This is a genomic window from Pseudomonas sp. NPDC089401 (assembly GCF_044749485.1).
Taxonomy (GTDB): Bacteria; Pseudomonadota; Gammaproteobacteria; order Pseudomonadales; family Pseudomonadaceae; genus Aquipseudomonas.
In genome coordinates, this window is sequence record NZ_JBIVIA010000001.1 from 324,384 (window position 1) to 336,724 (window position 12,341).

General features: G+C 64.7%; 9 protein-coding genes and 6 tRNA genes. 12 read left to right on the forward strand and 3 right to left on the reverse strand.

Features of this window, described 5'->3' with window-relative positions; all coding sequences use genetic code 11:
• Positions 1 to 29: 29 nt before the first annotated feature.
• Both ACIP21_RS01550 and ACIP21_RS01555 read right to left on the reverse strand, forming a co-directional pair.
• On the reverse strand, positions 30 to 1,520 hold the full coding sequence (locus tag ACIP21_RS01550) for an MDR family MFS transporter (protein ID WP_400684273.1): 1,491 nt from the start codon (positions 1,518 to 1,520) through the stop codon (positions 30 to 32).
• A 49-nt stretch (positions 1,521 to 1,569) separates the two neighbouring features.
• On the reverse strand, positions 1,570 to 2,625 hold the full coding sequence (locus tag ACIP21_RS01555) for an HlyD family secretion protein (RefSeq protein WP_400683165.1): 1,056 nt from the start codon (positions 2,623 to 2,625) through the stop codon (positions 1,570 to 1,572).
• 143 nt (positions 2,626 to 2,768) lie between these two features.
• On the opposite strand from ACIP21_RS01555, the gene gltX reads away from it, so the two are divergent.
• The 12 genes from gltX to ACIP21_RS01615 all read left to right on the forward strand — a co-directional run bounded on the left by gltX (position 2,769) and on the right by ACIP21_RS01615 (position 8,990).
• Positions 2,769 to 4,250, forward strand: a complete 1,482-nt coding sequence (gene gltX, locus ACIP21_RS01560) for a glutamate--tRNA ligase (protein WP_400683167.1) — start codon at positions 2,769 to 2,771, stop codon at positions 4,248 to 4,250.
• A 288-nt stretch (positions 4,251 to 4,538) separates the two neighbouring features.
• Positions 4,539 to 4,614, forward strand: a tRNA-Ala gene (locus ACIP21_RS01565).
• A 73-nt stretch (positions 4,615 to 4,687) separates the two neighbouring features.
• Positions 4,688 to 4,763, forward strand: a tRNA-Glu gene (locus ACIP21_RS01570).
• 53 nt (positions 4,764 to 4,816) lie between these two features.
• A tRNA-Ala gene (locus ACIP21_RS01575) sits at positions 4,817 to 4,892 on the forward strand.
• Between the two features lie 42 nt (positions 4,893 to 4,934).
• Positions 4,935 to 5,010, forward strand: a tRNA-Glu gene (locus tag ACIP21_RS01580).
• 53 nt (positions 5,011 to 5,063) lie between these two features.
• A tRNA-Ala gene (locus ACIP21_RS01585) sits at positions 5,064 to 5,139 on the forward strand.
• A gap of 42 nt (positions 5,140 to 5,181) precedes the next feature.
• Positions 5,182 to 5,257: transfer RNA gene (locus tag ACIP21_RS01590), tRNA-Glu, on the forward strand.
• A gap of 172 nt (positions 5,258 to 5,429) precedes the next feature.
• Entirely contained in the window at positions 5,430 to 5,969 is a 540-nt protein-coding gene (locus ACIP21_RS01595; RefSeq protein ID WP_400683169.1) for a TetR/AcrR family transcriptional regulator, read from the forward strand.
• A 24-nt stretch (positions 5,970 to 5,993) separates the two neighbouring features.
• Entirely contained in the window at positions 5,994 to 6,821 is an 828-nt protein-coding gene (locus ACIP21_RS01600) for an alpha/beta fold hydrolase (RefSeq protein ID WP_400683171.1), read from the forward strand.
• A gap of 43 nt (positions 6,822 to 6,864) precedes the next feature.
• A complete protein-coding gene (locus ACIP21_RS01605) occupies positions 6,865 to 7,299 on the forward strand; it encodes an acyl-CoA thioesterase (protein WP_400683173.1) in 435 nt (144 codons plus the stop codon).
• Between the two features lie 51 nt (positions 7,300 to 7,350).
• The gene (locus tag ACIP21_RS01610) at positions 7,351 to 8,322 is read left to right on the forward strand and encodes a tRNA dihydrouridine synthase (RefSeq protein ID WP_400683176.1); all 972 of its coding nucleotides are present in this window, start codon (positions 7,351 to 7,353) and stop codon (positions 8,320 to 8,322) included.
• Positions 8,323 to 8,546: 224 nt separating this feature from the next.
• The gene (locus ACIP21_RS01615) at positions 8,547 to 8,990 is read left to right on the forward strand and encodes an Hsp20 family protein (RefSeq protein ID WP_400683179.1); all 444 of its coding nucleotides are present in this window, start codon (positions 8,547 to 8,549) and stop codon (positions 8,988 to 8,990) included.
• A 49-nt stretch (positions 8,991 to 9,039) separates the two neighbouring features.
• Here ACIP21_RS01615 and ACIP21_RS01620 read toward each other — a convergent pair whose 3' ends face one another.
• Entirely contained in the window at positions 9,040 to 12,336 is a 3,297-nt protein-coding gene (locus ACIP21_RS01620) for a PAS domain S-box protein (protein ID WP_400683182.1), read from the reverse strand.
• Between the last annotated feature and the right edge of the window lie 5 nt (positions 12,337 to 12,341).

A 12,341-nucleotide genomic window follows, 5' to 3' on the forward strand; every position in this document is an offset into this window, starting at 1 on the left:
CGAAGAGGCCGGTACAGACGACAAAAGGTTCAGTGAGCTTCCCCAGCCTTCAACCCCTGCGGCAACTTACGGGTCAGCAGCACCGCCACCATGCTCACCGCCAGTCCGATCCCGACCAGGTGAAAGGCATCGTTGTACGCCATGATCATCGCCTGCTGGTGGGTGATCTCGCTCAACCTGCCCAGTGCCGCAGTGTCGTTGCCCAAGCGCTCCGCCAGTTGCGTCAGGCGCTCGGCCACCTGCGGATTGCCCGGCACCACCGACTCCCTCAGGTAATCGAAGTAGACCTTGGTCCGCGCATCCAGCAGGGTCGCCAGCAGGGCAATGCCGATGGCGCCCCCCAGGTTGCGCAGGATGTTGAACAGGCTCGACGCCGATCCGGCATCCTGCGGCTGGATATACGCGGTGGCGATCAACGAAATGGTCACCATGATCATCGGCTGGCCGACCGCGCGGATGATCTGGATATGATTGAATTGCGGCCCGGCGAAGTCCGGGTTCAACACGCCCGAGCTGAAGCTGGCGACACCGAACAGGCAAAAGCCAACGGCGCACAGCAGCTTGGGCGAGATCACCTTCATCAGTTGCGGCACCAGCGGGATCAGGAACAGCTGCGGGATACCCATCCACATGATCACCTCGCCGATCTGCAGGGCGTTGTAGCCCTGGATCTGCGCCAGGTACAGCGGCAGCAGGTAGATCGACCCATACAACCCGACCCCCATGCCCAGGCTGGCGATGCTCGACAGGCCGAAATTGCGGTTGCCGAGGATGCGCAGGTTGATCAGCGGGTGCGGTTTGGACAGCTGCAGGATGACGAAGGTGATCAGGCTGACCAGGGCGACCGTGGCCAGGCCGACGATCAGGCTGGATTCCAGCCAGTCCTTGCGGTGACCCTCCTCGAGAAACACCTGCAGGCAACCCAGGCCGACGCCGAGGGTAACGATGCCGGCATAGTCGGTGCTTTTCAGCAGCTCCCAGTGCGCCTCCTTCTTCTCCAGCCCGTAGAGCAGGCCGGCGATCATCACCAGCCCGGGCGGGATGTTGATGTAGAAGATATATTCCCAACCCCAGTTCTCGGTCAGCCAGCCACCCAGGGTCGGCCCGATCGAGGGGGCGAAGGTGGCCGTCATGGCGAACATGGCCATGCCCTTGGCGCGGTGGTGTTCGGGCAGCTTGATCAGGGTCAGGGTGAAGGCCAGCGGGATCAGCGCGCCACCGGTGAAGCCCTGCAGGGCGCGGAACAGGATCATGCTTTCCAGGTTCCAGGCCATCGAGCAGAGCAATGACGACACCAGGAAACCGCCCGACACCCACACGGCAAGGCGCCGTGCCGACAGCAACTGCACCAGCCAGGCAGTCAGCGGGATCATGATGATCTCCGCCACCAGGTAGGAGGTGGAAATCCACGAGCCTTCCTCCAGGGTCGCCGACAGCGCGCCCTGGATGTCCTTGAGCGAGGAGTTGGTGATCTGGATGTCGAGTACGGCCATGAAGGCGCCGAGCATCACGCTCATCACCGCGATCCAGTCGCGCCGGGTCGGCTCCGCGACAGGGCGCAGCAGCTGATCACCGGCCATCGTGGCCTTCGTCTTCGCGGCGCAGGTCGACGGTGGCGGTGACCGACATGCCGGGGCGAATGCGCCCGTGCAGCGGGTTGTCGGCGGAGAAGGTCAGTTTGACCGGGATGCGCTGCACCACCTTGGTGAAGTTGCCGGTGGCATTGTCTGGCGGCAGCAGGCTGAACTGCGCGCCGGAGGCGGCGAACAGGCTCTCGACGCGGCCTTCGATCGGTGTGTTGGGATAACTGTCGAACACCAGTTCGGCACGCTGGCCGGGCTGCATGTGGCCGATCTGGGTTTCCTTGAAGTTGGCCTGCACCCAGATGTCTTCGTCAGGCACGATCGACAGCAGGTAGGCGCCGGCTTGCACCACCTGGCCGTTGCGCGCGCTGCGCTGGCCGATGGTGCCGCTGAGCGGCGCGCGGATCTCGCAGCGGGCCAGGTTCAGCTCGGCCTGGGCCAGGTCGGCGCGGGCGTTGGCGATCTGCGCGTCGAGGCGCTTGAGCTCGGCGTTCAGCGCATTGACCTGCTGGCGCTGGCTTTGCAGGTCGGCGCGGGCCTTGTCGACCTGGGAGCCGGCGACATGGCTGTCGGCTGCCAGGGTGGTGACCCGTTCCTCGGAGACGAACCCGGGCTTGCGCAGTTTTTCCACCCGGCTCAAGTCCAGGCGCGAACGGTCGAAAGTGGCCTGGCTGGCCGCCACCTGGGCCTGGCCTGCGGCGATCAGGCTGCCTTGCTGGGTCAGGCGGCTCTGCGCCTGGGCATATTCGGCTTCGCGGGTGGCGAGGGCGGCGCGGGCGCGCTCCAGCGCCAGTTCGAAGTCGGCGGACTCCAGGCGCACCAGCAGGTCGCCCTTGTCGACGTGCTGGTTGTCGTCGACCCGTACCTCGTCGATTCGGGCGCCAAGCTGGCTGGAGATGCGGGTGATCTCGCCCTGCACATAGGCGTTGTCGGTGCTTTCGTAGAAGCGACCCTTGAAATACCAATGGGCCAGGAAGGCGAGGGCGATGATGGCCACCAGGGTGAAGAAGATCGCCAGGCGGCGTTTGAGTTGGGCAGGCATGGGGACTATCGTTCCAGAAATGTAAGTAAATTTAACAGCGGCAGATGGCCCGTCGACAAGTGACGTTCGCGCCATTGCTGGAGCCCGGTGCCTGCTCCCTGCTAACATCGCGCCTTTGTTTCATCTTTCGTCCGAGACTCTCCATGACCACCGTTCGCACGCGTATCGCGCCATCGCCCACTGGCGACCCCCATGTCGGCACCGCCTACATCGCCCTGTTCAACTACTGCTTTGCCAAGCAGCACGGCGGTGAGTTCATCCTGCGTATCGAAGACACCGACCAGCTGCGCTCCACGCGCGAGTCGGAGCAGCAGATCTTCGACGCCCTGCGCTGGCTCGGCATCGAATGGAACGAAGGCCCGGATGTCGGCGGCCCGCACGGCCCGTACCGGCAGAGCGAGCGTGGCGAGATCTACGCCAAGTACGCCAAGGAACTGGTCGACGCCGGCCACGCCTTCTATTGCTTCTGCACCGCTGAAGAGCTGGAGCAGATGCGCGCCGAGCAGATGGCCCGCGGCGAGACGCCGCGCTACGACGGCCGTGCCCTGCTGCTGAGCGACGAGGAAGTGCAGCGTCGCCTGGCCGCCGGCGAGCAACACGTGATCCGCATGAAGGTGCCGAGCGAAGGGATCTGCGTGGTCCCGGACATGCTCCGTGGCGACGTCGAAATCCCGTGGGACCGCATGGACATGCAGGTGCTGATGAAGAACGACGGCCTGCCGACGTACTTCCTCGCCAACGTGGTCGACGACCACCTGATGGGCATCACCCACGTCCTGCGCGGCGAAGAGTGGCTGCCGTCGGCACCCAAGCTGATCAAGCTGTACGAGTACTTCGGCTGGGAGCAGCCCAAGCTGTGCTACATGCCGCTGCTGCGCAACCCCGACAAGTCCAAGCTGTCCAAGCGCAAGAACCCGACTTCGGTGACGTTCTACGAGCGCATGGGCTTCATGCCCGAGGCGATGCTCAACTACCTCGGTCGCATGGGCTGGTCGATGCCCGACGAGCGCGAGAAGTTCTCCCTGGACGAGATGGTCGAGCACTTCGACCTGTCGCGTATTTCCCTGGGCGGGCCGATCTTCGACGTCGAGAAGCTGTCCTGGCTCAATGGCCAGTGGCTGCGTGAGCTGCCGGTGGAAGCGTTCGCCGCGCGCCTGCAGAAATGGGCCTTCAACAGCGACTACATGATGAAGATCGCCCCGCACGTGCAGGGCCGGGTCGAAACCTTCAGCCAGGTCGCGCCGTTGGGTGGGTTCTTCTTCGAGGGTGCGCTCAAGCTCGACGCCAAGCTGTTCGAAAGCAAGAAGCTGTCCGCCGACCAGGTGCGCCAGGTGATGCAGCTGATCCTGTGGAAGCTGGAAAGCCTGCGTCAGTGGGAAAAAGACCGTATCACCGGTTGCATCCAGGCGGTGGTGGAAGCGCTGGAATTCAAGCTGCGCGATGCCATGCCGCTGATGTTCGCCGCCATCACCGGCCAGGCCAGCTCGGTGTCGGTGCTCGACGCCATGGAAATCCTCGGCCCCGACCTGACCCGCTACCGCCTGCGCCAGGCGCTGGACCTGCTGGGCGGCGTGTCGAAGAAAGAAAACAAGGAATGGGAAAAGCTGCTGGCGAACATCGCCTGAGCGCATTTCTGAAGCGATAGCTGAACCTGTGGGAGCGGGTTTACCCGCGAATACGATGGGTCATGCACCGCCGCATTCGCGGGTAAACCCGCTCCCACAGGGCTCGGTGCTTGTTTTTCACCAGGGCAGGGCGGTAAGTGATTGTTATCTGTGAAAAAAATTTTGAATATTTTCAAAATTTAGTTTGACAGCCCTGCAATCCGATCTTAATATGCGCCCCGTCCACAGCGATGAACGAAAACGAAACGCCAGGCACCCAGCCAGCGCTTCTGTTCAGAGCGACATTGTGGGGCTATAGCTCAGCTGGGAGAGCGCCTGCATGGCATGCAGGAGGTCAGCGGTTCGATCCCGCTTAGCTCCACCAAATTCCGCTTGGCAGCCGACGGCTGGCAAGCAAGACCGGGTCCAGCAACCGGGTCTTGAAGGTAAGAAGGTTCGTCCCCTTCGTCTAGTGGCCTAGGACACCGCCCTTTCACGGCGGTAACAGGGGTTCGAGTCCCCTAGGGGACGCCAGTTTCACACAAGCGATGTTTTACTATGTCGCTGGGCCGCGAGGCTAGAAATCCGGGGCTATAGCTCAGCTGGGAGAGCGCCTGCATGGCATGCAGGAGGTCAGCGGTTCGATCCCGCTTAGCTCCACCAATTTTGCCGCGATTCGCTTCGGTGGGTCGGCACGAAGGTTATGTCCCCTTCGTCTAGTGGCCTAGGACACCGCCCTTTCACGGCGGTAACAGGGGTTCGAGTCCCCTAGGGGACGCCAGTTTCACACAAGCGATGTTTCACTATGTCGCTGGGCCGCGAGGCTAGAAATCCGGGGCTATAGCTCAGCTGGGAGAGCGCCTGCATGGCATGCAGGAGGTCAGCGGTTCGATCCCGCTTAGCTCCACCAATTTTGCCGCGATTCGCTTCGGCGGGTCGGCACGAAGGTTACGTCCCCTTCGTCTAGTGGCCTAGGACACCGCCCTTTCACGGCGGTAACAGGGGTTCGAGTCCCCTAGGGGACGCCATTTTTACCCGCGTTTTGCGGGACTTTAAAGGCTCATTCGCATATTGAATGGGCCTTTTGTTTTTCTCCCTTTCCGAACTTTTCCTCGTCGACCAACGGTTGCGATTTTGCTTGCATAAAAATATGATGAAGATCATATTTCGATCATCATATTTTGCTCGGTGAATGCTTCCATGAGCGACAAGAAGACCAGAACCCGCGAACGCATCCTTGAGGCTGCCCGCAGTGCATTGATCCAGCACGGCCCGGCCGAGCCGAGTGTCAGCCAGGTGATGGGGGCCGCAGGCCTGACGGTAGGGGGCTTCTATGCGCATTTCGACAGCAAGGACGAGCTGATGCTCGAAGCCTTCAGCCAGTTGTTGAGCGAGCGCCGGGCATTGCTTGCCCAGGTCGACCCCAGCCTCGACGGGGAAGGCCGCCGCGCCCTGGTCAGTGCGTTCTACCTGTCGCGCAAGCACCGCGACGCCGAGGTGCATGCCTGCCCGCTGCCCAATGCACTCGGCGAAATGCAGCGCCTGCCGGAGGCTTTCCGGGAAGTGCTGGCAGAGCACATCGAGCTGATGACCGCCGCCATGGTCGACCGCCCGGAGGACGCCGACAAGGCCCTGGCCGACCTGGCCCTGATGATCGGCGGCCTGGCCCTGGCGCGTGCCCTGGGCACGGGCGAGCTGTCCGATCGCATCCTGCGTGCCGCCAAATCGGCGGTTCTCTAACCTAGTGCAACCTGGAGCAAGGCGATGACAACCCTGAGCTGGATTCGCGGCGTCAACGGCACCCTTGGCCATCTGGCCCCTGAGCATGTCGCCGGCAAGATGCGCCGCGCTTTCATGACCCCGCGCAATCTGCCGCCCAGGCACTGGGAGCTGCCGCTGCTGGCCAGCGCCGAGCGCATCACCTTGCGCTTCGGCCTGTCGGCGCTGCGCTGGGGCAAGGGGCCGACGGTGTTGCTGATGCACGGCTGGGAAGGGCGCCCGACCCAGTTCGCCGCGCTGATCGAAACCCTGGTGCGCGGCGGCTACACCGTGGTGTCGCTGGAAGGGCCGGCCCATGGCCGTTCGCCGGGGCAGCAGGCGCACGTGGTGCTGTTTGCCCGGGCGTTGCTGGAGGCCGCTGCCGAGTTGCCGCCGCTGCGCGCCGTGATTGGCCACTCCATGGGCGGTGCCAGCGTGCTGCTGGCATTGCAGATGGGCCTGCGTGCCGAGGCTGCCGTGAGCATCGCCGCGCCGGCGCAGTTGCTTGGCGTGTTGCGTGGCTTTGCCCGGCGCCTGGGGCTGCCGGCGCGGGCCAGGGCGGCGTTCATCCGCCAGGTCGAGCGAGACGTCGGCATGCAGATCGCCCGCCTTGATGTCAGTGGCTATCAGCTGGAACTGCCGGGCCTGGTGGTGCATGCCAGTGATGATGGCCTGGTGCCCGCCAGTGAGGCTGCGCTCATCCACAAGGCCTGGTTCGACAGCCGCCTGATGCTGCTGGAGGAGGGTGGGCACCAGCGCGTGCTGGCTGATCCGCGCCTGAGCGAGGCGGTGCTGGAGCTGCTGGCCCGTGAACCTGCGCGGCAGAGTGCCTGAACATCCGTTACACTCGGCCCGTTCACTGACATTGGGAGCGGGCATGAGCTGGGACCTGGCAACGCCATTCATCATCGACCTGCGCGTCGGCAGCGAGGACATCGACGGCCTCGGCCACGCCAACAACGCGGTCTACGTCACCTGGCTGGAGCGCTGCGCCTGGCGCCACTCCCAGCGCCTGGGCCTGGACCTGGCCGAATACCGGCGTCTGGACCGGGCCATGGCGGTGGTGCGCCATGAAATCGACTACCTCGCTGCCGGTTACGAGGACGATGAACTGCAACTGGCCACCTGGATCATCGACTGGGACCAGCGCCTGCGCATGACCCGGCGCTTCCAGCTCAAGCGCCCGCGTGACGGTGTGACCCTGCTGCGTGCGCAGACCACCTTCGCCTGCATCGAGCTGTCCAGCGGCAAGCCCAGGCGCATGCCGGCGGAATTCCTCGACGGTTATGGCGCGGCGCTGATCGGCGCCTGAAACCCCGGCAATATTTGCTAGACTGCCGGCTTTTTCCGCCGAGACCCTGAAATGCAAATTGCCCTGGCCCCGATGGAGGGGCTGGTCGACAACATCCTGCGCGACGTCCTGACCCGAGTGGGCGGCATCGATTGGTGCGTCACCGAGTTCATCCGTGTGTGCGACCGCCTGCTGCCGGCTTCCTCGTTCGACAAGCTCGCCCCCGAGTTGCGCCAGGGTGCACGCACGGCTGCCGGCGTGCCGATGCGCGTGCAGTTGCTCGGCTCGGACCCTGTGTGCCTGGCGGAAAACGCCGCGCTGGCCTGCGAGCTGGGGGCGCCGGTGATCGACCTGAACTTCGGCTGCCCGGCCAAGACGGTGAACAAGTCCCGCGGCGGCGCGGTCTTGCTCAAGGAGCCGGAATTGCTCCACGCCATCGTGCGTGAAGTGCGCCGGGCGGTGCCGGCGCATATCCCGGTCACCTCGAAGATGCGCCTGGGCTTCGACAGCCCGGACGGTGCGCTGGATTGCGCCAGGGCGCTGGCCGAGGGCGGTTCGGCGCACCTGGTGGTGCATGCGCGGACCAAGGTCGAGGGCTACAAGCCGCCAGCGCACTGGGAATGGGTGGCGCGGGTGCAGGATGTGGTCCGGGTGCCGGTGTTCGCCAATGGCGAGATCTGGACCGTCGACGACTGGCGGCGTTGCCGCGAAGTCAGTGGTGCCGAGGACATCATGCTCGGCCGCGGGTTGGTCTCGCGGCCGGACCTGGCCTTGCAGATCGCTGCGGCGCGCGATGGTCGCGAGTACCAGCCGCTGAGCTGGGACGACCTGCTGCCGTTGCTGCGCGAGTTCTGGCGCCAGGCTCAGGCCAAGCTGTCGCCGCGCTATGCGCCGGGGCGCATGAAGCAGTGGCTGGCGATGCTGACCCGCAGCTATCCCGAGGCGGTGGTGCTGTTTGCCGAGTTGCGGCGTGAGGATGATTGCGCGCGGATCAGCCGCTTGCTGGGGGTTGAGGCGACTTCCTTCGAGGCATGTGTGGCCTGAGCCGGCCTCTTCGCGGGTGAACCCGCTCCCACAGGTACAGCGCTGTTCTCTGGGTTTGTGTTATCCCTGTGGGAGCGGGTTTACCCGCGAAAAGGCCGACGCTGATTTCAGATTTTTTCACCCTGCCCCTTGAAAGCTTTTCCCCAGCCCATATCTCTTGAGTACGCGATGCCGAAGTCGGGTCGCGTAATGACCTACTTGCTGAATTTCAGGAGTTTATGACCATGACCAGCGCTTTCTCTCTCGCTCCACTGTTCCGCCATTCCGTTGGCTTCGACCGTTTCAACGACCTGTTCGAATCCGCGGCACGTAACGAGGCGGGTAGCAGCTACCCTCCCTACAACGTGGAAAAACATGGCGATGACCACTATCGCATCGTGGTTGCCGCCGCCGGTTTCCAGGAGCAGGACCTCGACCTGCAAGTCGAGAAGGGCGTCCTGACCGTTATCGGTGGCAAGCGCGAAAACGGCGCCGCTGAGGTGACCTACCTGCACCAGGGCATTGCCCAGCGCGCCTTCAAGCTGTCGTTCCGCCTGGCCGACCACATCGAAGTCAAGTCGGCGGGCCTGGCCAACGGCCTGCTCAGCATCGACCTGCTGCGCATCGTGCCGGAAGAAGCCAAGGCCAAGCGCATCCCGATCAATGGCGACAAGCCATCGCTGAACTGATCGCCAGCGGCATGAAAGAAAGGGCACCTTCGGGTGCCCTTTCTTGTTTTCAGAAGTCCGCCGGCGCTTCCTGCAGCATGCGCCGGAACTCCGACAGCGGCAGCGGCCGGCTGTGCAGGTAGCCCTGATACAGATGGCAGCCCAGGCGTTCGAGAAACGCCAGTTGCTCGGTCAACTCCACCCCTTCGGCGATCACCGCCAGGTCCAGGCTGCGGGCCATCGCCACGATGGCGCGGACGATTTCCGCATCGTTGGGGTCCACCGGCGCGTCGCGGACAAAGGTCTGGTCGATCTTCAGCGCGTCCACCGGCAGGCGCTTGAGGTAGGTCAGCGAGGAGTAGCCGGTGCCGAAATCGTCCATCGCGAAGCTCACCCCGTAGCCCTTGAGCTCGCGCATCTTGCTGATGGTGTCTTCGAGGTTCTGGATGACGATGCCTTCGGTGATCTCCAGCTTGAGCATCTGCCGTGGCAGGCGGTAATCGTCCAGGCTGCGCAGTACCCGTGCGACGAAGTCGTTCTGGCGGAACTGGCGGGGGCTGATGTTCACGCACAGGCTGAAGTCCTCGGCGTCGATCAACCCGTCTTGCAGCATGCGGGCGCAGGCGTCGCAGGCTTCGTCGAGGATCCAGCTGCCAACTTCGAGAATCAGGCCGCTTTCCTCCAGTACCTGGATGAACTGCGCCGGCGGTTGCTGGCCCAGTTGCGGGTGGTGCCAGCGCAGCAGTACTTCGGCGCCGACGATGCGGTTGTCACGGGCATCGACCTGGGGCTGGAAGTGCAGGGCGAGTTCGCCCCGGGCCAGGGCCAGGCGCAGGTCGCTTTCCATGCGCAGGCGCTCGCTGGCGGCCTTCTGCATGGTGGTGTGGAACAGCTCGGTGGTGTTGCGCCCGGAGTCCTTGGCCCGGTACAGGGCAATGTCGGCGCGCTTGAGCAGGTCGGCCGGGGTGGTGCCGTGGTCGGGGATCAGCGCCACGCCGATGCTGGGCGTCACCTGCAGGCGCTGGCCATCCAGCGACATCGGCTCGGCCAGCAGTTCGCGCAGGGTATCGGCCAGTTCGCGAACCTTGTTTTCCACGGCCTCGCGGCTGCCTTCCAGGCCGCTGAGCAGCACCACGAACTCGTCGCCGCCCAGGCGTGCCACGGTGTCTTCCAGGCGCACGCTGGCCTCCAGGCGGGCGGTGATGATCTTCAGCACCGTGTCACCCACCGGGTGGCCGAGCGAATCGTTGATGTGCTTGAAGTGGTCGAGGTCGAGGAACAGCAGCGCGCCGCGCAGATTGTGCCGGCGCAGCAGGGCGATCTGCTGGCTCAGGCGGTCCATCAGCAGGGCGCGGTTGGGCAGGTTGGTCAGCGGGTCGTGGTAGGCCAGGTGGCGGATCTGCGCCTGGGCGTTTTTCAGCAGGCTGACATCGCGGGCGGTCAGCAGCAGGCAGTCGACCTCGTTGAGGCTGATCGGCTCCACCGAGACCTCGACGGTGAGGATGTCGCCGCGCTTGTTGCGCCCGAGCATCTCCCGGTGGTGTACCCGGCCGCGCTCCTTGAGTTCGCTGAGCAGGGCGTTGCGCTGCTTGTCGTCGGCCCAGATGCCGACTTCATAGACGCTGCGGCCCACCACTTCGTCGGCGCTGTAGCCGGTCAGGCGGCTGAAGCCGTCGTTGACCTCCAGGTAGCGGCCGCTGCGGCGTTCGGTGATGGTGATGGCGTCGGGGCTGGAGTGGAAGGCTTTGGCGAACTTCTCCTCGCTGGCCTTGAGCGCCGCCTCGGCGCGTTGCTGCTGGGTGATGTCGCGCAGGGTGGTGACGCTGCAGGGCTGGTCGTCGACGGTGATCAGCCGGCTGGCGATCACGCAGGTCAGCGCCGCGCCGTTGCGGTGGTTGACCACCACGGCCACGTTGCTCAGCGCCTGCTCGCGGATCACCCGTTCGATGCGCTGGGCGCGCTCGATCGACTCGGCCCACAGGCCGATCTGTTCGGCGGTGCGGCCGATGATCTGCTCGGCGTCCCAGCCAAAGGTCTGGGTGAAGGCCGGGTTGATCTCGATGAACTGGCCGGTGTCCTGGCGGGTCACGCAGATCGGGTCGGGGCTGACCTGGAACAGGCTGGCGAATTTTTCCTCCGAGGCGCTCAGGCGCTGCTCGCGCTCCACCTGTTCGGTGATGTCCAGCAGGGTGCCGGCCATGCGCAAGGGGTTGCCCTGTTCGTCGCGGTACAGCCGTGCGCGGCTTTCTATGTAGCGCGAAGCGCCGTTTTCCAGCTGCACCCGGTAGGTGATCTGGTAATTGCCCGCCGGGCCCTCGCGCAGGCTGCGGTAGGCCTGGCGCATGCTGATGCGTTCGTGTTCCGGCACGCCTTCGAAGAAGGCGTCGAACGATTCGTGGAAGGGCACCGGGTCCAGCCCGTGCAACTGCGCGGCGCGGGCCGAGCCGTAGAGCATGCCGCTGGGGATGTGCCAGTCCCAGGTGCCCAGCTGGGCCGAATCCAGGGCCAGGTCGAGACGCTCCTGGCTGTCCTTGAGCGCCTGCTCGGCGCGTTTGCGTTCGGTGGTGTCGACGAAGGTGCTGATCAGGTAGCTCACGCCTTCGAGGTCGATGCTCTGGGTACAGAGAATGCCGTCATGGAGCTTGCCGGTACTGGCGCGGAACTGCACTTCGAGGATCGCCGGGCCACTGCTGGCGCGGGTCGCCTCCATCACCTGGCGGCGGTGGTCGGGGTTGACCCACAGGCCCAGCTCGGTGCTGGTCTTGCCGATCACCTGGTCGCCGGGCCAGCCGAACATGTCCTCGAAATGCTGGTTGACCTCGATGATCATGCCGTCCTGGCGGCGGCTCAGCAGAATCGCGTTGGGGCTCAGGTGGAAGAGGGTGGCGAACCGCTTTTCCGAGTTGATCAGCGCGTTTTCCCGATCACGCTGGCGGGTGATTTCGCGGATCACGCCAATCATCTGCCGCCGGCCGTGGTGGTCGTGGGTCAGGCTGCCGTTGATTTCCAGCCAGTGCAGGCTGCCGTCCGGCCAGCGGATGCGGTGGCGCATGGCCTGTTCCGCCGGCTCGCCATTGACCACGGCATGGAACAGCTGGCGGGTGCGTGCGCGGTCTTCTTCAGGCAGCAGGTCGAGGTAATCGATGTCGTTGGGCAGCGGCCGGTGCGGGTCGAAGCCGAACAGTGCCTGGGTGCCGCGCGACCAGCTGACGCGGCCGGTCTCGATATCCCATAGCCAGGCCCCCAGGCGTGCGCCGTTGAGCGCCGCCAGCAGCTGCGGGGCGTTCTGCCAGGCCTGCTCCGACTCCTGGGGATCAGCCGCAGGGATGCGCGGCAGGCGCGGAAAGCGATTTGCTGATTTGGGCATTGATT

Bases quoted from the DNA above. Each gene is read 5' to 3' on its own strand.
- ACIP21_RS01555 (WP_400683165.1), bottom strand. From the start codon at position 2,625: ATGCCTGCCCAACTCAAACGCCGCCTGGCGATCTTCTTCACCCTGGTG.
- gltX (WP_400683167.1), top strand. From the start codon at position 2,769: ATGACCACCGTTCGCACGCGTATCGCGCCATCGCCCACTGGCGACCCC.
- ACIP21_RS01595 (WP_400683169.1), top strand. From the start codon at position 5,430: ATGAGCGACAAGAAGACCAGAACCCGCGAACGCATCCTTGAGGCTGCC.
- ACIP21_RS01600 (WP_400683171.1), top strand. From the start codon at position 5,994: ATGACAACCCTGAGCTGGATTCGCGGCGTCAACGGCACCCTTGGCCAT.
- ACIP21_RS01605 (WP_400683173.1), top strand. From the start codon at position 6,865: ATGAGCTGGGACCTGGCAACGCCATTCATCATCGACCTGCGCGTCGGC.
- ACIP21_RS01610 (WP_400683176.1), top strand. From the start codon at position 7,351: ATGCAAATTGCCCTGGCCCCGATGGAGGGGCTGGTCGACAACATCCTG.
- ACIP21_RS01615 (WP_400683179.1), top strand. From the start codon at position 8,547: ATGACCAGCGCTTTCTCTCTCGCTCCACTGTTCCGCCATTCCGTTGGC.
- ACIP21_RS01620 (WP_400683182.1), bottom strand. From the start codon at position 12,336: ATGCCCAAATCAGCAAATCGCTTTCCGCGCCTGCCGCGCATCCCTGCG.